General features: G+C 41.1%; 19 protein-coding genes and 3 pseudogenes. 20 read left to right on the top strand and 2 right to left on the bottom strand.

Annotated features, from left to right (window positions below; genetic code table 11):
• Nucleotides 1-786 precede the first annotated feature (786 nt).
• From iscB (NSQ23_RS14845) to NSQ23_RS14770, 16 genes and pseudogenes are all read left to right on the top strand, one after another.
• The gene (iscB, locus tag NSQ23_RS14845; RefSeq protein ID WP_129000790.1) at nt 787-2,067 is read left to right on the top strand and encodes an RNA-guided endonuclease IscB; all 1,281 of its coding nucleotides are present in this window, start codon (nt 787-789) and stop codon (nt 2,065-2,067) included.
• A gap of 227 nt (nt 2,068-2,294) precedes the next feature.
• On the top strand, nt 2,295-2,489 hold the full coding sequence (locus NSQ23_RS14840; protein ID WP_091705010.1) for a hypothetical protein: 195 nt from the start codon (nt 2,295-2,297) through the stop codon (nt 2,487-2,489).
• A 155-nt stretch (nt 2,490-2,644) separates the two neighbouring features.
• Nucleotides 2,645-3,994, top strand: a complete 1,350-nt coding sequence (locus tag NSQ23_RS14835) for an ISLre2 family transposase (protein WP_339171848.1) — start codon at nt 2,645-2,647, stop codon at nt 3,992-3,994.
• Between the two features lie 208 nt (nt 3,995-4,202).
• Nucleotides 4,203-5,075, top strand: a complete 873-nt coding sequence (locus NSQ23_RS14830) for a HipA domain-containing protein (protein ID WP_064213985.1) — start codon at nt 4,203-4,205, stop codon at nt 5,073-5,075.
• Between the two features lies 1 nt (nt 5,076).
• Nucleotides 5,077-5,823, top strand: coding sequence for an HIRAN domain-containing protein (locus NSQ23_RS14825; RefSeq protein WP_091705233.1), 747 nt, complete (start codon nt 5,077-5,079; stop codon nt 5,821-5,823).
• A gap of 106 nt (nt 5,824-5,929) precedes the next feature.
• Nucleotides 5,930-6,076 (top strand): annotated as a pseudogene (locus tag NSQ23_RS14820) (GDP-mannose 4,6-dehydratase); the annotation flags it as partial.
• A 185-nt stretch (nt 6,077-6,261) separates the two neighbouring features.
• A complete protein-coding gene (locus tag NSQ23_RS14815; RefSeq protein ID WP_192954353.1) occupies nt 6,262-6,861 on the top strand; it encodes a hypothetical protein in 600 nt (199 codons plus the stop codon).
• Nucleotides 6,862-6,866: 5 nt separating this feature from the next.
• Nucleotides 6,867-7,325, top strand: coding sequence for a protein-export chaperone SecB (locus NSQ23_RS14810; RefSeq protein ID WP_339171844.1), 459 nt, complete (start codon nt 6,867-6,869; stop codon nt 7,323-7,325).
• 196 nt (nt 7,326-7,521) lie between these two features.
• Nucleotides 7,522-8,970: an IS66 family transposase gene (locus NSQ23_RS14805; RefSeq protein ID WP_339171842.1), complete on the top strand. Its 1,449-nt coding sequence runs from the start codon at nt 7,522-7,524 to the stop codon at nt 8,968-8,970.
• 216 nt (nt 8,971-9,186) lie between these two features.
• A complete protein-coding gene (dhaK, locus tag NSQ23_RS14800; protein WP_192954475.1) occupies nt 9,187-10,182 on the top strand; it encodes a dihydroxyacetone kinase subunit DhaK in 996 nt (331 codons plus the stop codon).
• A 19-nt stretch (nt 10,183-10,201) separates the two neighbouring features.
• Nucleotides 10,202-10,816, top strand: a complete 615-nt coding sequence (gene dhaL, locus NSQ23_RS14795; protein ID WP_119877386.1) for a dihydroxyacetone kinase subunit DhaL — start codon at nt 10,202-10,204, stop codon at nt 10,814-10,816.
• 15 nt (nt 10,817-10,831) lie between these two features.
• Nucleotides 10,832-11,224 (top strand): dihydroxyacetone kinase phosphoryl donor subunit DhaM, encoded by a 393-nt coding sequence (gene dhaM / locus NSQ23_RS14790; RefSeq protein WP_192954474.1) that lies wholly within the window; start codon nt 10,832-10,834, stop codon nt 11,222-11,224.
• Between the two features lie 280 nt (nt 11,225-11,504).
• The gene (gene iscB / locus NSQ23_RS14785) at nt 11,505-12,785 is read left to right on the top strand and encodes an RNA-guided endonuclease IscB (protein WP_339174444.1); all 1,281 of its coding nucleotides are present in this window, start codon (nt 11,505-11,507) and stop codon (nt 12,783-12,785) included.
• A gap of 295 nt (nt 12,786-13,080) precedes the next feature.
• Nucleotides 13,081-14,304: a zinc-ribbon domain-containing protein gene (locus tag NSQ23_RS14780; RefSeq protein WP_339171833.1), complete on the top strand. Its 1,224-nt coding sequence runs from the start codon at nt 13,081-13,083 to the stop codon at nt 14,302-14,304.
• Nucleotides 14,305-14,316: 12 nt separating this feature from the next.
• A complete protein-coding gene (locus tag NSQ23_RS14775) occupies nt 14,317-15,450 on the top strand; it encodes a trypsin-like peptidase domain-containing protein (RefSeq protein ID WP_328267025.1) in 1,134 nt (377 codons plus the stop codon).
• Nucleotides 15,451-15,709: 259 nt separating this feature from the next.
• Nucleotides 15,710-16,836 (top strand): annotated as a pseudogene (locus tag NSQ23_RS14770) (IS3 family transposase).
• A gap of 288 nt (nt 16,837-17,124) precedes the next feature.
• Here the strand turns inward: NSQ23_RS14770 and NSQ23_RS14765 are convergent.
• Entirely contained in the window at nt 17,125-17,877 is a 753-nt protein-coding gene (locus NSQ23_RS14765; protein WP_062754222.1) for an alpha/beta fold hydrolase, read from the bottom strand.
• A 244-nt stretch (nt 17,878-18,121) separates the two neighbouring features.
• Here NSQ23_RS14765 and NSQ23_RS14760 point away from each other — a divergent pair.
• From NSQ23_RS14760 to NSQ23_RS14745, 4 genes and pseudogenes are all read left to right on the top strand, one after another.
• Nucleotides 18,122-18,265, top strand: a pseudogene (locus tag NSQ23_RS14760) (transposase); the annotation flags it as partial.
• Nucleotides 18,266-18,503: 238 nt separating this feature from the next.
• Nucleotides 18,504-19,784, top strand: a complete 1,281-nt coding sequence (gene iscB / locus NSQ23_RS14755) for an RNA-guided endonuclease IscB (protein ID WP_339174442.1) — start codon at nt 18,504-18,506, stop codon at nt 19,782-19,784.
• A 63-nt stretch (nt 19,785-19,847) separates the two neighbouring features.
• Nucleotides 19,848-20,291: a DUF488 domain-containing protein gene (locus NSQ23_RS14750; RefSeq protein WP_339171826.1), complete on the top strand. Its 444-nt coding sequence runs from the start codon at nt 19,848-19,850 to the stop codon at nt 20,289-20,291.
• A 106-nt stretch (nt 20,292-20,397) separates the two neighbouring features.
• Nucleotides 20,398-21,324, top strand: coding sequence for a LytR family transcriptional regulator (locus tag NSQ23_RS14745; protein WP_339171823.1), 927 nt, complete (start codon nt 20,398-20,400; stop codon nt 21,322-21,324).
• Between the two features lie 51 nt (nt 21,325-21,375).
• Here the strand turns inward: NSQ23_RS14745 and NSQ23_RS14740 are convergent, their stop codons facing one another.
• The gene (locus tag NSQ23_RS14740; protein WP_339171821.1) at nt 21,376-21,969 is read right to left on the bottom strand and encodes a plasmid pRiA4b ORF-3 family protein; all 594 of its coding nucleotides are present in this window, start codon (nt 21,967-21,969) and stop codon (nt 21,376-21,378) included.
• Between the last annotated feature and the right edge of the window lie 8 nt (nt 21,970-21,977).

The raw sequence follows: 21,977 nt of genomic DNA, 5'->3' as shown, positions 1-21,977 counted from the left end.
CTATTATTTTTGGCCTTCTTCTTTTAGTAATCTAATACTTTCTTAGACTAGAGGTGATGAGCTTTGAAAACTCGTCCTATAAAAATATCAATGACTTCTTTTTTAGATTTTACCTTAATGCCAGATAGTCAAAAGATACGTAAAGTAAAAGAAATAAAATATAACGAATATAGTCCTGGAAAAGATTATTGGAAGAAACTACGCGACAAAATTGTAAACATTCACGCAATGAATAACGACTTTTCACAATTGGATAACTTACTTCATGATATTCCAGTTAATCGTATAAACAATTATTAAAGAAGCTATTAAAGGGTATCGGAGATTTTTGAAACGGTATAAAGATTTTAAGTGGTTTGATGTACAAAGTAAATTATGGGTGTATGATAACTTGGCTATTAGTGTTAACCCGGAACTTGGTTTATTTATAGACGGGGAGCCTTATCTTATTAAACTATACTTTAAAGAGACGACTACTCCGGCGGAGATAAATTTGACGAAAAGCCGGTCAGCAAATATTGCATTTTTGATGTTCGATTGTTTACGTCAACAACCCAATGACTAAAGTCATGGGCTTGTAAGCCCCATGTTGACCAGACCAAGGCTTGAAACAGAGCCTACGTTATAGATGTCATGACACGTTCGGGTGCTTCTCCAGCCCGTTCCTCTGTCGTGCAAGGTTAAACAAGCGTGGTGGGTAGCGCTAGTGTCTTGCACATAACAAGCATCTATAACATGGTCGAGGAGAATATGACCTGCTTTATGCAGAGGAAAGGGGAGAACCCTATGGTTTTTGTGTTAGACACAAATAAGTGTCCGCTTGCTCCTTGTCACGAAGCAGTTGCAAGAAAGCTGTTGAAACAAGGGAAGGCGGCGATTTACAGGCGATTTCCATTTACCATCATCTTGAAAAAATCAGTAGACGAATCAGAAATTAAAGCAACATATCGGCTAAAAATCGACTATGGAAGCAGGCATACAGGATTAGCGATTTTGCGAGGACAAGAAGTGGTATGGTTAGGGCAACTTGACCATCGCACAGACATCAAGGAAAGAATAGATAAAAGGCGTGCTTTTCGTCGAGCAAGACGAAATCGAAAAACAAGATACAGAAAACCACGCTTTCTGAACCGCAAGCGAAAGGAGGGGTGGTTGCCGTCATCACTAGAGAGTCGTGTGCAAAATATCCAAACATGGGTTAACCGCCTAAAGAAGTTATGCCCCATTGGGTATATATCATACGAAAATGCCAAATTCGACACGCAACTCATGCGAAATCCTGAAATCAATGGTGTAGAGTATCAACAAGGCACGCTACAAGGATATGAAGTACGGGAGTATTTGCTTGAAAAGTTTGGGCGGAAGTGTTGTTATTGCGGAAAAGAAAATGTTCCACTTGAAGTGGAGCATATCATTCCAAAATCGAGAGGTGGAACAGACCGAGTGGATAACCTATGTCTTGCCTGTCATGACTGTAATCAGCGCAAAGGAAGTAAGACAGCAGAAGAATTCGGGTATCCGCACATTCAAAAGCAAGTCAAAGAATCATTAAAGGATGCAAGTGCTATCAACTCGACAAGATGGAAAGCGTATGAAGTGTTAAAGCAGACAGGATTAGATGTCGAGTGTGGAACAGGTGCACGAACAAAAATGAATCGTATTCGTTTAGACTTGCCGAAAACACATTATTTTGACGCTTGTTGTGTAGGCGAAAGCACAACAAATCACTTATATTTCAAAACAAAAGAAGTGTTATTTATCAAGGCAAAAGGGCGTGGTAGTCGCTCTCGTACAAACCTAGATAGATATGGCTTCCCAAGAGGTTATCTTGCAAGACAAAAATTCTTCTTTGGTTTTCAAACAGGGGACATGGTTAAGGCTGTTGTCCCAAGAGGGAAATATCAAGGCGTTTGGTTTGGCGAAGTCGCATGTAGAAAGACTGGAAGTTTCGATATTAAAGGCAAGGACGGAAAGCGTATCGCACAAGGAATAAATTATAGATATGTCCAAGTCATTCAGCGATTTGACGGATATGCTTATGGAAAGGGGGTGGCGGAACTTGCGTAAGGTGCAATTCCTCCCCGTGCCTAAAGGCAGGGGCTTCCTTGCGTAAGTTTCGTGATGATTGTCCAGAAGGTACGAAAATGGCAGTATTGAATGTTAAAAAAGGAAATTTAATTGTACCAGATTTTAATGTAAATGACCAAAAAATATCTATACAAGGTTCATCCGTGCATTTTTTAGCAATTTGGGAACAAGTTTAAATTAAACAGAAAATTAGAGGGGGCTAAATTATGCAAACTCACCAAACGTTTATTGACAGAATCGGGACGGAATATAATCTTGCTCGAAAGTGGTTGAAAGCCTTAAATATGAATCCCCGAGATGGAAACGAACATAGCGAAGAAGAGGATGGAACTTTTTTAGTTCGAATGTATGCTTACTCTTCTTTTGTAGACGATCGCTTGAACGAAAAAATGTATGAGTAAAATGTTTGTGGGAGGAAGTTAAATCCTCTTTCATGTGGTTCAAGGGGGAATTTCCTTGATAAAAGAAGGAGGATGAGCAAAATAGATGCAAAAAGGACTCTCTTCCTGTATGTTGATAAGTGCAATCAAACCACAACAGGAGGTCAGAGAGTCCTATGCAACAGTTTATCACAGATGGGCAAACATTAAAAGAGATAGAAATGGAATTGTTTTCGATGTTGCAAAAAACCTATGGAGCAATGCTTCAACAGGTACTAGAACGGCTGGATGAAGAGCTAGCCAACCAACGAGATAAAAAACGCTATTACCTAAAAGATAAACGAACGGTACGCATCCAGACGCTCTTTGGGGAGGTGGAGGTTCGGCGCAATTACTATTTGGATCGAGAAAAAGGCGTGTATACGTGCTTATTAGATCCCTTCCTCGGGTTCGATGGCGCAAAGGGAGTGAGTCCATTATTGGAGGAAACCGCCATGGAATTAGCCGTTACCGGCCCTTCGTATCGCCAAGCCGCCGAAGCGTTAGAGAAGATGGTAGGTTATGCGGTGATGAGCCATGAAACGATTCGGCAGCTCGTGTTACAAGCAACGGTGGATAGACATCGTCCGATGGAAATGGAGCGACAGGTGTTGTTCGTGGAGGCGGACGGATTATACGTGAAACGGCAGCGAAGTCGGCGAAGAGGGAAAGAAGAAAAGATTTTGGCAGTGCACCAAGGATGGAAAGCCAACGGGAAACGGGTATCCTTGGTTGGGAAACGGCACTATGTACACGAAACAAACGAGCCGATGTGGGAAGGATTAGAACGATTTTTGATCGAGGAATACGGCTATGACCCCACGAGGGATTGGGTGGTGATCAATGGCGATGGAGCTGCGTGGATTACGGTTTGTCGGGAATATTTCGGGAAGCGAGCGTTTTTCCAGCTAGATCGGTTCCACGTAGCGCGAGAGATTCGTGAATGCTTAAAAGATCACCCACGGTACCGGACGATTCGGAAAAAGCTGGCCTTGTTCGATGAAAATGGGTTATTAACCGAACTGCATAGTGCGGTAGGCACCCTAGGGGATGAGAAGAAAGAAAAGCAATTGGAAGGATTGATTCAACGGATCGAATCGATGCCAGGATGCTTGAGTGATTACCGTCAATGGTTGCGGGAGAAAGGCATAGATACGACCGGAATGCGCCCGATGGGAAGTGCAGAGGGAACGATGCACGTCTTTGCGAAGCGAGTAAAAAATGGACGGGGTTGGTGTGAAGAAGGGATTCGAGCGTTTTTACACGTGATGGTAGCCGTGAAAGACGGGTTAACGATTCAGACATGGAAAGGAGAGGTGTTTGCGCAGGAGGAGAAAAGAGAAACGGAACGAGAAACGATCGTGAAAAAGGCGATGAAGCACGTAGGAACAAAGGTAGCAGAGTTGGTGCGAGGGAATATCCGTTATTTCGATCATTCGTCAGGAACGCCTATTTATCAAGCGTTAAAAGCATTGAAAGGGTTTTAAAAAAGCGAAAAAAGGGCACGAAAACAGGATGAGAGGATTAGAAAACGCTTACAAAAACTAGGTTATTTAAACCAAATATATCCAGAGAATCGAAATATCAAAAAAATCTCCCACAAACTCTTGACTCAATCAGAACTACTGATGAACAGTTTGTATCAAATTTATGTTAAAATGAATATAAGATTTATACAAAAAGGAACGATTAGCATTGTTGAGAGATGTTAGTGATTGGGAACGGATCGGATATGGTAGAAAAAGTACATTGGAGAAAGAGGAATTGATATCTCCAGAGAAAATACATTATCTTATAAAATATCCTCGACAATTTAAAGAAGGAGTTTCTTGGGAGGATATTACAGAATTAATTGCCGCTGAAATTGGAGCTATATTTGGTTTGGAAATGATGGATGTGGAAATTGTAACAAGGAATGGTAGAAGAGGATGTCTTCTGCGAAATTTTGTAAAAGAATATGATGCAAAAATGGCTGAAGAAGGCGGAGTTTTATTATCAGCACTAGTAGATGATTATACGAAGCTCCAAGAATCCTCATTGAAGGGCATGGAACTTATTGATGCTGGATTCAAAATAATGAGGGAGTTTGCATATTGGAAGGCCATAAAATCAGAATTTATAGATATGCAATTGTTTGATATTCTTATTGGCAATCAAGATAGGCACCCATTTAATTGGAAATTACTATTTCTCGAAACAGGAGCAAAGTTCTCCCCCATTTATGATAACGGTGTTTCCTTAGGTTTTCGATTTGATGATGAAAAGCTCATGCAAATGGTTTCGAATCCCCAAGAAATGAACAAATATACCGAGAAAACAAAGGTTAAGGCGGGTATATTTGAAAAGAAAAAAGTCAAAGCTAAAGACTTGTTAACATATATTAGTAAAAACTTTACAGATGAGTTTCATCAAAGTATCCAAAAGTTAGTTGAATTTGATTTAATAAGGTATTCTGATTTTATTCAATCATTAGATATTTTAAGCGAGGCACAAAAAGACTGGTTATTGAGTATAGTGCCTTTTCGAAGAAAGAAAATATTGGAGTGGATTGGAAGGGGTGATCAATAACATGAAAAAAGTTCATACACTTTTAGTGGTTTGGCAAAATCCCAAAACCCGTTCTTTTTATCATATAGGAACTCTTTCTCATTATGATGGCTATTATGAGTTCACTTACACCTATAATGCCTCTGGTCACGGAAAACTGAAAGATGCATTGAATAACGGGTATATGTTGCATCCAGCTTTCCCAGACCCAACTAAAATATATCGATCAAAGGAGCTGTTTCCGGCGTTTGAACGCCGATTGCCGTCACCAGATCGTGCGGATTTTAAAGCCATTTTGTCCGATTTAGGTCTGGATGAGAATTCCACTAAGATGGACTTGCTTCAACAAACACGTGGGCGGTTAGCCAGCGACACTTATTCTTTTGAGCAGCCGCTGCGTCTTGAAAACGATGGCAAGCTGCGCGTCAGCTTTTTTGTTCATGGCATGCGCCATCAAAATCTTCCTCAAAATTGGGCAACATGGCTAGCCATTAACGAAACGTTGAAATTAGTACAAGAACCAACAAACGCTTATGACCCTCATGCTGTTGCTATTTATACTCATGGGGGGAAGAAGCTTGGATATGTTCCGGCTTTTTATAGTAAGGCCATCTTTTCCTTGTTAGAAAATGGAGTGAACCCTTCTGTTCGTGTTGTGTATATGAATGAAAAATCAACACCTCATTGGTGGCTGAAAGTAGCCTTTGAGTGCGAGATTCCTTCTTTCCAAGGTGCAACATTGGATGAATTAGCCCCTGTTATGGGATAATACCTGCCGTGCTTCGAAGTTTGTCAAAGATTTAACATTAGGGGGATGGCTTGGTCATTGCCATGGATATTGATAACCTTGTGCAGCGTGCCTGTCACGCCCCGATAAGTACACCGACCGCCGCCCGGGCGACCCGGCGCGCCTTGTCGCGTCATCGCAAAAAATTTACGAAGAACTTGGCTGGAAAGCGGAATATTCATTAGAACAAATCATCGAAAGCGCGTGGAAATGGCATAGCCGCAACGGGAAGTAAATAGAAAACCTCCTGCTGAATGAGTGTCAGCGGGAGGCTGTTTTTGTATTTATTATGACATGTATAAACAATCTTCTTGCATAAAATTATGAAAAATGTCAATACTTTTTTGTGGATTTACTTGTTAAATATGATATAGTAAGCTTAGGAGTTGTACGCATTCCCTTATGTTAGGAGGGATTTATATGTCTTATGAGGTAAAGTATCGGGTGGCTGAACAACGTCCTTATATAAACATTAACTTTCAGCGTTGGAATCCAGCACATTTCCCGTCCGTATATAAAGACCATCGAGCTGAGTTATCAAATGTTTTTAATCAGTTTTTTGACTGGATATTTAAACAGGTAAGAGATGTGCGTGATAAACTAACTTCATCCAATCAGAGTGAATATTTGCGTTCAAAAGCAAATCAAGTATATACATGGTTCGAAACAGATGGATATAAGATGTTTCAAGAATTTGAAAAGAATTTAAATCCGTTTTCCATTCATCGCTCTCAATTAGAACGTGTCGAAAAAAGCATTTCTTTGTTTAAAAAACGATACGATTATCAATTGAACTCTGAAGACTATGATCATCTTCTTGACTGGTTGATGGAACTTCCTTATCTATTTAAGCAGCGTCTTACAATGTTTCAAATATTATCTGATTATCGACAGTTTACTCGCAATAAAGAGTTTGATGCTTATTTTCAAATTGAATCCAATTATTTCACAAAGACAGGTTCGTCTAGAGCTTGTCTTTTTTATCAAGTTAATATCCGTATATTTGGAAGTGAGGAGTAAAAAACATGGAAAAGATATATGAACGTCTAATTCAAGCGGTGGATTTAGATAATCTTTACCTGCATTCCATTAATAGTAAACGTTACTATCCAGATCCATTTCAAGGGAATGTCGATGTTGATATTCAGACAGGTCAGCGTTTAGAGTACTACAAGGACGATTTTTTTGCTGCATTAGCTATGTTTTATATTAACGCACATGAAGAAAACAATCCTGATAATAAAGTTTTCGATATCGAGTTTTCTTATATTTTAGAGTACAGGTTACAAAAATCAAATGATAATCATTTGGAGGGAGAGAACTTAGAAGAAGCGATTAAACTATTTGTGCAACGAAATGTTCCAATCAATATTTGGCCTTATGCAAGGGAGTTAATTTCTCAGTTGACAACGCGTATGGGGTTTCCACAATTGTTGATCGGTACATATAAGTATATTCCGCAATCTTCGACATCAAGCGAGTGAATGAGAATGACTATTGAATTTTGTGGACGAACACCAAGTACTTATTCGAAAGAGCATATTATTTACAAAGTCGCAACTTATGTTTTTCAACATTATTTATATTTCGTAACTATTCAGCCACATCATAAAGTGAGCTGAATATTTTTTGCTTTTCCTGTCTATGATGTGAATATTGATAGACAAGGAGGTGAATCACATGTTGACGGTACAACAAGCTGTATTTACAGTTGAAAGCTTAATCAGCAAAGTCCAACAACAAAAGCAGCTCATTACTCACCAACAACAAGTCATTGAGCAACTGTTGAAAGAAAACAAACAGCTACGCAAAGAAAATGAACAACTCAAGTATCGCGTTCAAGAGCTGGAAGCACGCACGAAAAAAAACAGCTCCAATAGCCATTTGCCCCCATCTTCTGACCGTTTTGCCAACACACGTTCTTCTCGTCAACCATCTGGCAAAAAGCCTGGTGGACAAGAGGGACATGAGGGGACGACGCTCCGTCAAGTGGAACATCCACATCATCGTGTCGTCCACCGTGTACATACGTGTCAAGGATGTGGGGCTTCTTTACGTGATGTCAAACCGTTCAAAGTCGATGTCCGTCAAGTGTTTGATCTGCCTCCCGTGTCGATTGAAGTGACACAACATGAACGTGAAGTGAAATCATGTCCGCATTGTCGATGCGTGCAACAAGCCGAATTCCCATCCCATGTCACGAATCATGTGCAATACGGTCCACGGCTCACGGCGCTCGCTGTTTATTTACATCATATCCAATTGATCCCGTACAAGCGTTTAAGTGATACAATCGAAGCGTTATATCAACACTCGATTAGTACGGGAACTCTTGCCAATATGGTGAAACGAGGACGCGAAGCGTTGGAATCAAATATGGACATCATCGAAGACGCCTTACTTGAATCCAACATCCTGCATGTCGATGAAACGAGTTTGCGCATCAAGGGGAAACTCGCATGGGTGCATGTCGCCTGTACATCGAAATATACGTACTTGGCTCCTCACGTTTCTCGTGGAAAGAAAGCGACTGATGACATCGGGATTCTTCCGCGGTATCAAGGGACGATGATGCACGATGGGTTCGGTACGTATCCGAAATGCACACAAGCCACCCATGCCCTTTGTCACGCCCATCATTTGCGTGAATTGAAGGGTTTCATCGAACAAGGGCATACGTGGGCGATGCGCTTGACCACGTTTCTGTTAGCCGCCAAACAAGCCGTCGAAGCCCATCACGGTGCACTTTCCGAAGAAGAAGCGAAACGGTGGGAACGAGTGTATGATCGCATCCTAGAAAGAGCACAACACCGATTGGAAACGATGACGCCTCTTCCAAAAAAAGCACTTGCTTTTGTTCGACGGCTTCAGAAACGAAAGGAAGAAGCGCTGCGTTTCTTACGTGAAGTGCATGTTCCCTTTGACAACAACCAAGCCGAACGCGATCTTCGCATGGTCAAAGTGAAAGAGAACATTTCGGGTACGTTTCGCGAAGAAACATTCGCCCAGTCGTTTTGCATCACAAGAAGCATCGTTTCCACACTCGCGAAACACGAAAAAAACGTGTGGGATTCGTTATGTCTTCTGTTGACAGGCGACACGCTCGATCGTGTTCTTTCTACCACTTAGGGCATTTTCTATTACGGGGATGCCCTATTTGTGTTGCGCTTCTTTACATACTACTATCGAGGTGAATAGTTACGTTCACGAACGTTCCAAACAGGAAATAAAACATCGATTTCATTGTGCGATTTTGACATACAAAATTTAAAAATAATAGTCAGTATTTATGGTAGAATGTAAGAAGATAGAAATTATCTAATCATACAACAGGGGGAGAGAATGATGAAAAAACTAATTAACGACCCAAATCAAGTTGTCAATGATATGTTGGAAGGAATGGTTGCCGCTTATCGTGATCGGTTGAGAAGGCTGCCGGGTACGAATGTGATTGTGAGAAACGATGCTCCAGTAAAAGGAAAAGTCGGAATCGTGAGCGGCGGCGGCAGCGGACATGAGCCGGCGCATGCGGGCTATGTCGGCAAAGGAATGTTAGATGCGGCGGTATGCGGGGAAGTGTTTACCTCACCGACACCTGACCAGGTGCTTGAGGCGATCAAAGCGGTCGATAGCGGGAAAGGTGTATTCCTTATTATCAAAAATTATACGGGAGATGTCATGAATTTTGAAATGGCCGCGGAGTTGGCCGAAGCAGAGGGGATTCGTGTCGCGAAAGTCATTGTGAATGACGATGTTGCGGTGGAAGACAGCACGTTTACGACAGGGCGGCGCGGCATCGCGGGAACGGTGTTCGTTCATAAAATCGCAGGGGCGCTGGCGGAGCGCGGCGCATCGCTTGAAGAAGTAGAAGCGGTAGCGAAGAAGGTGGTGCAAAACGTCCGTTCCATGGGAATGGCACTTACTCCGTGCACCGTGCCGGCAGCGGGGAAACCAGGCTTTGAACTTGGCGAAAATGAAATCGAAGTTGGCATCGGCATTCACGGCGAACCGGGAATTGAAAAAACAACGCTTAAAACAGCGGACGAAATCACGGAAACGTTGTTGAACAAAATTTTCGCTGACATGAAATTAGAAAAAGGCGATCGCGTCGCAGTGATGATTAACGGGCTTGGCGCGACACCGTTAATGGAGCTGTATATTGTGAATAAAAAAGTGTTGGAAATCTTAAAGGAAAAGCAAATTCATGTTCATGAAACGTTTGTCGGAGAATATATGACCTCTCTGGAAATGGCGGGATGCTCGATATCGCTATTGAAATTGGATGATTCCTTAATCGAATTGTTAGATGCGCCTGCCGATACAATTGCGTTGAAAAAATAAAGGGAGAGGAGAAATCATCATGGCGTTTGGCGTGGAACAGGCAAAACGATGGATGAACATCGCAAACGATAAAATTCAGCAACAAAAACAATATTTAACGGAGCTCGATCAAGCAATCGGCGATGGCGACCATGGGCTAAATACGGCGCGGGGATTTCAAGAAGTAGTCGAAAAAATTGCTTCTGTCAATTACGAAGATCTCGGTTCGCTTTTCAAAGACGTAAGCATGACGTTAATCGCGAAAGTAGGCGGAGCTTCAGGGCCGCTATACGGCACTGCATTTTTGAAAATGTCATTGGCGCTAAACGGGAAAAAGGAAGCGGATGATAAAGAGCTGGTCGCAGCGTTAGAAGCGGCGTTAAGCGGAATTAAAGCGCGCGGAAAAGCAAGCGTTGGCGAAAAAACGATGGTTGATGTGTGGGAGCCGGTCATAGAGTTGTTGCGGGAAAAGGGAAGCATGCAAGCGAAAGAAGCGGCGCTTCTCGCAAAAGAAAAAATGGAACACACAAAAGAACTTGAGGCGAAAAAAGGGCGCGCCGCTTACTTAGGAAAGCGATCGGTTGGCCACATCGATCCAGGTTCGGCTTCTTCGTATTTTTTGTTTGCCGCTTTAGCGGAAGCGCTGGAAGGATAAAGGGGAGATCAATTCATGAAGTATGTCAGCCTTGTATTAATTTCGCACAGTGAGGAAATTGTAAGCGGTTTAAAAAAACTATTGAATCAAGTTCAGCCTGATGTTCCGATCGCAATTGCCGGGGGAAATGATGGAGAGATTGGAACAAACGCTTTCCGCATCAAGGAAGCGATTGAGTCCGTTTATTCGGAAAAAGGGGTTGTTATTCTGTTTGACCTTGGAAGTGCTTTGATGAATGCGGAATTGGCAATCGAAATGCTGGAGAAAACGGGTCATATCGCCATCGCCGATGCCCCATTGGTGGAAGGAGCGTATATCGCCGCTGTGGAAGCAGGGTTGGGCAAATCGCTCGATGAAGTCGTCCGAGCGTGTGAACAAGCGAAGCAAATGGCGAAGGTGGAACATTAAGAATTTACGGTGTAGATTTATCATAAATTATGGATATAGGTCAACAACCCAATGACTAAAGTCATGGGCTTGTAAGCCCCATGTTGACCAGACCAAGGCTTGAAACAGAGCCTACGTTATAGATGTCATGACACGTTCGGGTGCTTCTCCAGCCCGTTCCTCTGTCGTGCAAGGTTAAACAAGCGTGGTGGGTAGCGCTAGTGTCTTGCACATAACAAGCATCTATAACATGGTCGAGGAGAATATGACCTGCTTTATGCAGAGGAAAGGGGAGAACCCTATGGTTTTTGTGTTAGACACAAACAAACGTCCGCTTGCTCCTTGTCACGAAGCAGTTGCAAGAAAGCTGTTGAAACAAGGGAAGGCGGCGATTTACAGGCGATTTCCATTTACCATCATCTTGAAAAAATCAGTAGACGAATCAGAAATTAAAGCAACATATCGGCTAAAAATCGACTATGGAAGCAGGCATACAGGATTAGCGATTTTGCGAGGACAAGAAGTGGTATGGTTAGGGCAACTTGACCATCGCACAGACATCAAGGAAAGAATAGATAAAAGGCGTGCTTTTCGTCGAGCAAGACGAAATCGAAAAACAAGATACAGAAAACCACGCTTTCTGAACCGCAAGCGAAAGGAGGGATGGTTGCCTCCATCACTAGAGAGTCGTGTGCAAAATATCCAAACATGGGTTAGCCGTCTAAAAAAGTTATGCCCCATTGGACATATATCATACGAAAATGCCAAATTCGACACGCAACTCATGCGAAATCCTGAAATCAATGGTGTAGAGTATCAACAAGGCACGCTACAAGGATATGAAGTACGGGAGTATTTGCTTGAAAAGTTTGGGCGGAAGTGTTGTTATTGCGGAAAAGAAAATGTTCCACTTGAAGTGGAGCATATCATTCCAAAATCGAGAGGTGGAACAGACCGAGTGGATAACCTATGTCTTGCCTGTCATGACTGTAATCAGCGCAAAGGAAGTAAGACAGCAGAAGAATTCGGGTATCCGCACATTCAAAAGCAAGTCAAAGAATCATTAAAGGATGCAAGTGCTATCAACTCGACAAGATGGAAAGCGTATGAAGTGTTAAAGCAGACAGGATTAGATGTCGAGTGTGGAACAGGTGCACGAACAAAAATGAATCGTATTCGTTTAGACTTGCCGAAAACACATTATTTTGACGCTTGTTGTGTAGGCGAAAGCACAACAAATCACTTATATTTCAAAACAAAAGAAGTGTTATTTATCAAGGCAAAAGGGCGTGGTAGTCGCTCTCGTACAAACCTAGATAGATATGGCTTCCCAAGAGGTTATCTTGCAAGACAAAAATTCTTCTTTGGTTTTCAAACAGGGGACATGGTTAAGGCTGTTGTCCCAAGAGGGAAATATCAAGGCGTTTGGTTTGGCGAAGTCGCATGTAGAAAGACTGGAAGTTTCGATATTAAAGGCAAGGACGGAAAGCGTATCGCACAAGGAATAAATTATAGATATGTCCAAGTCATTCAGCGATTTGACGGATATGCTTATGGAAAGGGGGTGGCGGAACTTGCGTAAGGTGCAATTCCTCCCCGTGCCTAAAGGCAGGGGCTTCCTTGCGTAAGTTTCGTGAATACATTGTCATTACAGATTGAAAAGCGGTCGATTTTTGAAGAATTCGAGATGATCGAATACAAACATCAAAACAACTGATGTCAAAGCGGGGATTTGACCAAGCATTGGTACTCAGAAATCATTATGATTTCTGGGTTCATTTTTTTACAAAAAATTGTTTTTTGAAACAAAATTCGACAACATTCTTCATCGGATTCATATATGGTTTAGATAGAATCATTAAAGGGGGAGTTTTTGAGTGTTTTGTCATCAATGCGGTGAAAAAGTATCTGATCAAGCTCGGTTTTGCCCACAATGCGGTGTGCCGTTGCGGGAGGGGGAACAGGAGACAGATCATCATTTAGATAGTGTTGTGAGCGCAGCGGATGAGGAATCGAATTCGCTTTCTAAAAGCGAACAAGCAGCTAAATACAGCAAAGTCCGACGGTTATTGCCAATTGCCATTCCTGTTGCGAGTTTGATTATTGTAGCTTCTAGCATTGCTGGTTTTTACGGTTATGAGCAAAAGGTAAACGCGCAAGTGGTAGCGTTGCAAAAAAAGGCGGAGGAGCTTGCTTTGAAAGGAGAATATGAAAGGGCGGAAAAAGAATTAAATAAAGCGTTAAATCTTCGTCCGAATTATACGGTGTTATCTAAAGATATACATGTTATTCGACAAGCGGAAGCGCTTGCGAAAGGGCTGCAAGAAGTAGATCAAAAGATAAAACAAAAACAATATGATGAAGCTGCCGAACAATTAGAAAATGTGAAAAAGGAATATGAAAAGAGAAAAGGCCCTTTGTTTAACCCATTTCAGAAAGAAATTACGAGAAGAGATATTACGATAACGGTGGGGAAAATCAAACAGGAGTTAGACGAATTAACTACAATTGAGCAATTGGCAGACAAGCTTAATATTGTTTCCACGTTATCATCAGAAGAAGCGAAACAAGTGAAAGAACAAATCACTAATAAAATCGTGCAGATTGCAAGCACCGAAGCGGAAAAAGAAGCAAAAAATAAACAATTTTCAAAAGCGATCTCTATTTTAGATAAGGGGCTACAATATGCGGTGAATGATGAAAAACTTTTATCTGTCAAAGAAAAAGTAAAAAATGAACAGGCAGCGTTTGAAAAAGCAGAACAAGAACGAATAGAACAAGCAATGAAAGCCGCTGCCCAAGAAGATTTAAAGAATCGTACTGCCGCTGTGGAAGTGACGGCATTGAATGCCAATGTAGATGAGTACGGAGATCTTTATATTAATGGGGAAATCAAAAATGTTGCGACAAAAGGAATTTATTCGATTACGATTTATTACACAATTACTGATGCAGAAGGAAATTATTTAGATGATGGATTTACAACTGTGTATCCATATTATGTAAAACCAGGCGATACAGGAACATTTGAAGATATTTATTACGGAGTTAATGAAAATGCGAAAGTGGCTATTGACAATATTACATGGTATCTCGATTAAAGAGGTGACATAATGAACAAAAAATGGATTATCAGCGTTTTATGTACACTGGCCATATGGGGAGCGGGAATTTTTGCGTTTATACATATAAAAGAGTCCGTGCCGAAAAAATTATCTCAGCCATCCATCATTGCAGTAGCAGAAAATAAATATGAAAAGAAAGAAGAAACTTCACCAGAACTAAAAGAAATCATCCATAAATCACAAAAACTAGTCGTACAAATAGAAACGGAGGATGGGACTCTAGGTTCTGGATTTCTTTATAACAATAAAGGAGATATCGTTACGAACGCGCATGTTGTTGCGAATGCCAAGGAAGTGAAAGTAAAAACGGCAGATTCGAAAGAATTTACCGGGACTGTGATTGGCGTTAGTAATAATATAGATGTGGCGTTAGTGCGCGTGCCAGAACTTTCATCTTTACAACCGCTAAAAGTGGCAAAAAATCGAAAAGCGGAAGTAGGCGATGAAGTGCTGGCGCTAGGCAGTCCATTAGGATTACAAAACACGGTGACAACAGGAATTATTAGCGGGGTAGGGAGAACTTTTGATTTACAACCGTTTCGTTATGAAAATGTATATCAAATTTCTGCGCCAATTGCCCCGGGAAATAGCGGTGGTCCACTTGTCGATAGTAAAACGGGAGAAGTATTGGGAATTAATTCGGCGGGGTATGATCAAGGTTCCATTGGCTTTAGCATCCCGATTCCAAACGTTATTTCGCTTATTGAAGAATGGTCCGAACATCCAATGACCAAGCTGCCGGAAATTGTTTTTGTGGATAATGCCTATGCTCATGAAGAAGGTGATTCTTTCGAAGAAATGGCGGAGCGTCTTGTTTCGTATTTCTATGAAAATATTAATTATGGGGATTATGTAACTGCTTATTCACTATTAGGGAGTTCTTGGAAGTCGAAAATATCATATGAAAAGTTTAGAAACGGTTATTTAGATACATTGTCTGTTACTGTTGATGATATGAATGCAAGGCAACAAGGTGACACAGTGTCTGTCACTGCTGTGATTACGGCAGAGGAAAGGAAAAACGACGGAATTTCTTATGCAAAATATAAACTGAATTATGAGATTGGTTATGAAAATGATGAATTAAAAATATTAACTGGAAAAGGAGAAGAAATAAAATGACGACGGTGAATGACGACGGTGCCCCTTTCCGACACAGTGCACTGCGATCCGAAAAGTAGACAGTATAAATTCAGTTAACGTGAAGGAATCAGAGCGAAACAGTTCTGATTCCTTTCCTTTTCTCGTCTTTTTTCAGTGTCTCAGAACCCCGTAAAACTGTCAAGGAGAGCACTTGACAGCCCCACGGAGTTCTGATGTTAGACTAAAAAGTAGACACAGATTATTATAGTAATAATAGACTAAAAAATGAGGTGTCTACATGACAAAAAAACAAAGGCGATACGAGGAAGACTTTAAGCGTCAAACTGTTCGTTATATTTTGGAGGAAGCGAAATCCGTTGCACAAGTGGCTCGGGAGCTCAAAATTAATGAAAATACGCTTCACGGTTGGGTGAAAAAGTATAAGCAAGAACCAGAAATATCAGAAACCCAAACTTTTCGAACTGAAGACCACGAAGTTCGTGAACTGAAGAAACGTATTCGGGATCTAGAGGAGGAAAACTCCATCTTAAAAAAGGCGATGCACTTCTTCGCGAAAGACCATCGGTAAAATATTCATTTATCCATGAACATCGCTTCGATTACCGATTGGAGAAGATGTGCGAAGTTTTGAAAGTTTCTCGAAGCGGTTATTATAAGTAGCGTGATCGTCCCAAAAGTGCTAGACAAGAGCGCCGAGAAGAATTGACGCAGGAAGTGTGTCGTGTGTATATCGAATCCCGCCAATTGTATGGGAGTCCAAAGGTTACCAAAAAGCTCAATCATGAAGGAATTAAGGTTTCACAGAAGACGGTCTCCCGCATAATGAAAGAAAAGGGAATGAAGTCTCGTACCGTGAAAAAGCATAAAGCAACCACTAACTCGAAACATAACCATCCGGTTCATGAAAATGTCTTAAACCAAAATTTTACTGTTACAAAACCAAATGAGGTGTGGGTAGCTGATATCACATACGTTCCAACGGATGAGGGTTGGCTTTATCTAGCTAGTGTTATGGATTTGTATTCAAGGAAAATAGTCGGCTGGCATATAGATTGTTCAATGAAAAAGGAGCTAGTGTTGAGCGCTTTAAAGCAAGCATATCAGCGTCAACAACCACAAGGATCTATCCTCCATCACTCTGATCGAGGGAGTCAATATGCTTCAAATGACTATCAAGCTAAGCTAATTGAATACGGTATGAAATGTAGCATGAGCCGCAAAGGAAACTGTTATGACAACGCTTGTATCGAATCATTTCATGGGATCATAAAAAAAGAACTAATTTATCAGACTCGTTATAAAACAAGGGAAGAAGCAAAAAAGAGCATATTCGAGTATATAGAAATATTTTACAATAATAAACGTATTCACTCCGCAACAGAGTATTTTTCACCTTCTGAATAAGAACGTATGTACTATAAAAAGGGAGCTTAATGAGCATATTAATAGAAAAATGAGACCCGAAAATTTACCTTTTAAAAATAATTAGGACAGCGTCGTAATTGTTTTTAAAAGGCCATCAAGCGAGAGCGCGGTAGCTGCTAAAAATTTATAAATTTTTGTGTCTACTTTATTGACCTAATATCACTTTATGATGTGGCTGAATAGTTACACAAAAATGATGACGGCCATTTTTTAACAAAAAAGATTTGCCCGGCACTCGCCGAAACAAATCTTTTCATTCTTGAGAATTTATTTTTCGGAATACATTTCAAAAAAACGTAATGACAGGTCGACAATTTTTTGTTGATCATAATCAAGCGTCGCAACGTGATAGCTATTTTTCAACGAAACAAGCTCTTTTTCGCTGGAACTAATTTTCTCATAAATATGCTGAGAGTTGGAAGGTGGGACGACATGATCTTCTTCGGAAACGAAGATTAATGCAGGACATGTGATTTTATGAAGGTCGGCCCTCACCTTTTCCATGAGCATGACAATTTGTCGAATGGAGGCGACAGGGGTTTTCTCGTATGCTAATTCTTTCACGTCTGGATTTTTGATATCTGAGCCGATCGCATCCAGATACCTAGGCAAGTCTTCTAAATTTGTTGCGCTGGCCATCGTTGGAATGTCAATCGCCGCATTAATCGGGACAATTCCTTTTATTTCCGGATATGTTTCCGCCATATATAGGGTCAAGGTCCCGCCCATCGACAAACCTGTCACAAAAATGGTGTCGCAACGTTCTTTTAACCACTCATATCCGCTCTCGACCGATCGAATCCAATCTTCATATGTCGTTTGTTCCATGTCCTCATAATGCGTTCCGTGCCCTTTCAACCGTGGGCCGCAAACGGTATACCCCGCCTTTGCGTACGCCTCGCCTAACGGGCGCATGCTTTGCGTTGTACCAGTAAAACCATGGGAAACTAATATTCCTATATTGTTCCCTTCAAAATAAAACGGTTCTGCCCCTTTTAATACAGGATACTTTTCTTTCATCTTCTCTCCCCCCAAATGCGCAAAATGTATCCATTTCATCAATTCGCTGCTGACGTGTTTTTTCCTCTTTTTATGAACAATTTTTTTGCAGCGTGCCTGTCACGCCCCGATATATGTCGAGATTTGTAGAAACAGAGGGTCATAGATTGGCTCTCTGCTTTTGTTTAAAAAATTCATTCCCAAGCAGGAATTTGGTTCGTTTTGTCGAAAAAGCATGTAAAATTTTTGGAGGTGAGGTAAATGTATGGCCGTCGATCACGACCGCTTGTTTAAAGAGCTCATCACAACGTTTTTTGAAGAGTTTATTCTTCTCTTTTTCCCGCAAGTGCACGAGCATATTGATTTTCACCATTTATCGTTTTTATCTGAAGAACTGTTCACGGACGTCAACAACCCAATGACTAAAGTCATGGGCTTGTAAGCCCCATGTTGACCAGACCAAGGCTTGAAACAGAGCCTACGTTATAGATGTCATGACACGTTCGGGTGCTTCTCCAGCCCGTTCCTCTGTCGTGCAAGGTTAAACAAGCGTGGTGGGTAGCGCTAGTGTCTTGCACATAACAAGCATCTATAACATGGTCGAGGAGAATATGACCTGCTTTATGCAGAGGAAAGGGGAGAACCCTATGGTTTTTGTGTTAGACACAAATAAGTGTCCGCTTGCTCCTTGTCACGAAGCAGTTGCAAGAAAGCTGTTGAAACAAGGGAAGGCGGCGATTTACAGGCGATTTCCATTTACCATCATCTTGAAAAAATCAGTAGACGAATCAGAAATTAAAGCAACATATCGGCTAAAAATCGACTATGGAAGCAGGCATACAGGATTAGCGATTTTGCGAGGACAAGAAGTGGTATGGTTAGGGCAACTTGACCATCGCACAGACATCAAGGAAAGAATAGATAAAAGGCGTGCTTTTCGTCGAGCAAGACGAAATCGAAAAACTCGATACAGAAAACCACGTTTTCTTAATCGTAGGAGAAAAGACGGGTGGTTGCCTCCATCACTAGAGAGTCGTGTGCAAAATATCCAAACATGGGTTAGCCGTCTAAAAAAGTTATGCCCCATTGGACATATATCATACGAAAATGCCAAATTCGACACGCAACTCATGCGAAATCCTGAAATCAATGGTGTAGAGTATCAACAAGGCACGCTACAAGGATATGAAGTACGGGAGTATTTGCTTGAAAAGTTTGGGCGGAAGTGTTGTTATTGCGGAAAAGAAAATGTTCCACTTGAAGTGGAGCATATCATTCCAAAATCGAGAGGTGGAACAGACCGAGTGGATAACCTATGTCTTGCCTGTCATGACTGTAATCAGCGCAAAGGAAGTAAGACAGCAGAAGAATTCGGGTATCCGCACATTCAAAAGCAAGTCAAAGAATCATTAAAGGATGCAAGTGCTATCAACTCGACAAGATGGAAAGCGTATGAAGTGTTAAAGCAGACAGGATTAGATGTCGAGTGTGGAACAGGTGCACGAACAAAAATGAATCGTATTCGTTTAGACTTGCCGAAAACACATTATTTTGACGCTTGTTGTGTAGGCGAAAGCACAACAAATCACTTATATTTCAAAACAAAAGAAGTGTTATTTATCAAGGCAAAAGGGCGTGGTAGTCGCTCTCGTACAAACCTAGATAGATATGGCTTCCCAAGAGGTTATCTTGCAAGACAAAAATTCTTCTTTGGTTTTCAAACAGGGGACATGGTTAAGGCTGTTGTCCCAAGAGGGAAATATCAAGGCGTTTGGTTTGGCGAAGTCGCATGTAGAAAGACTGGAAGTTTCGATATTAAAGGCAAGGACGGAAAGCGTATCGCACAAGGAATAAATTATAGATATGTCCAAGTCATTCAGCGATTTGACGGATATGCTTATGGAAAGGGGGTGGCGGAACTTGCGTAAGGTGCAATTCCTCCCCGTGCCTAAAGGCAGGGGCTTCCTTGCGTAAGTTTCGTGAGTGAAAAAATGAAAGCGAAAATTTGCACAATTGGGTTTGCGAAGAAACCGTTGCGAACGTTTGTGGAACTTTTAAAACAAGCAAATGTTCAAGTAGTTATTGACACACGTTTGCATAATACGTCGCAATTATCGGGATACGCTAAAAAAGACGATTTAGCATTTATTTTAGAAATATTAGGTATTGGTTATATTCATGATCCCCTTCTTGCCCCCACGGAGGAAATTCTCAAAGCGTATAAAAACAAGGAGATGGCTTGGGGAGATTATGAGGAGAGATATGTAGAGTTATTAAAAATGAGAAAAGTAGAGCAGTCCCATCAAGATCTCATCGCAAAGAAAACGGTTTGTCTACTATGTAGTGAACACGCCCCACATTACTGTCATCGTCGTTTATTAGCAGAGTACTTGCGAAAATTTTATTCGGATATAGAAATTGTTCATTTAATGTAGAGAATGAAATTAGTTATAAAAGGATGTACAAACTTTCTCTTCCCCTTCGTCGAGCTATATGATATCCTTCACATGAAAATAACTTCATGATAAGAGGAAGATGTAGATGAAATCGGAACGAAAAAGGGTAAAACGTATATGGATCGGAGCAATTGTTTTATTTCTTGCGTTGGTAGGGGCGTATGCATTTTCTGTTTACTATAAACTACAACAAACGATCAGCGAAATACACGAACCTATTCAACGTGAACATTCAGAGAAACGCCCAGAGGAGCTATCATTTACAGAAAAACAACCGATCTCGATTTTGCTTATTGGGGTAGATGAACGAAAAAATGATCGCGGTCGGGCAGATTCGTTAATTGTGATGACAGTAAACCCGAAAAAGCAGTCGATAGAAATGGTAAGCATTCCGCGCGATACACGTACGATGATTGTTGGTAAAGGGAAAGAGGATAAAATTAACCACTCTTACGCTTTTGGCGGGGTGGAAATGACGCTTGCGACGGTCGAACATTTTTTAGACATTCCCATTGATTATTACATTAAAGTGAACATGGAAAGCTTTAAGGATATCGTAGATGCCGTTGGCGGTGTAACAGTAAATAATGCTTTTGCATTTGAATATGAGGGAGAGTCGTTCCCTAAAGGAGAAATTACTCTAAATGGAGAAAAGGCATTAAAATACGCTCGTATGCGCTATGATGATCCACGTGGCGATTTTGGCAGACAAGATCGCCAAAAACAAGTCATTGAAGCCATTATTAAAAAAGGAGCTAGCTTCTCTTCGCTTACAAACTATGGTGACATACTTGAAGCGATAGGAAAAAATATAAAAACAAATTTGACATTTGACGACATGAAACAAATTCAAGCGAACTATAAAGAAGCACGACGTCATATCGAGCAGCTACACATACAAGGAAAAGGTCAAAAAATAAACGGGATCTACTATTTGATTGTACCAGAGGAAGAACGTATAGCCATTTCGCAACGGTTAAAGGAGCATTTGGAGATACAGAAAAGGGGCTGACCGAAAAGACCGCTAAAAGGTGGACTTTTGAGTCAGCCCTAAAAAATGCATTTATTTGAATTTGATTGTTGCTAGTCTTCCGTTTACTTCCTCTATGTCAAAATACTCTGGATCAAAGTCGTCTCCGTACCATTCATCATACCACTCGAGAAACTCTTCCCGTTCTTGTTTTCTTGTATCGTCTTGCATCATATCGATCACATCTTGGTAGCCCCAAACGCCACCGACATCTTCTGGTGGGCATGCTCGTTTTCCTTTAATGCAAATAGGATGTGTCAACGGTTCCATTCGTTTTTCAATTTTTTCTAATGTAACGATATGCTCCCAATTGTCGCCAAAGTCATACGTATATAAAACTTTGTCTTTTTCTTGACTTAAATATGTTTTTATCCGTATTTTTCGAGAATCGAGCATATCTTTCCGAGGGTGTGAAAAATCGTCTAGAGGGTGTGGCACATCGATGATCGCATCGCTTGTTTCGAATTGATATAAGTGATAGTTTTTCCAACCCATTGCTTCTTGAATGATCAGATGAAGTTGATCGAATGTAATATTGCTTGGAACAAGTACACGTCGCCAAATGGGAGGACGAATACCACGCAAGGCGATTTTTAATTGGTAAACGGTTTGTTTTTTCTGCAACACTTTCTCCT

The sequence above is a fragment of the Anoxybacillus sp. FSL W8-1294 genome (assembly GCF_037965005.1).
In the GTDB taxonomy this organism is placed as follows: domain Bacteria; phylum Bacillota; class Bacilli; order Bacillales; family Anoxybacillaceae; genus Anoxybacillus; species Anoxybacillus flavithermus_G.
This window is presented reverse-complemented; position numbering and strand designations above follow the sequence as displayed.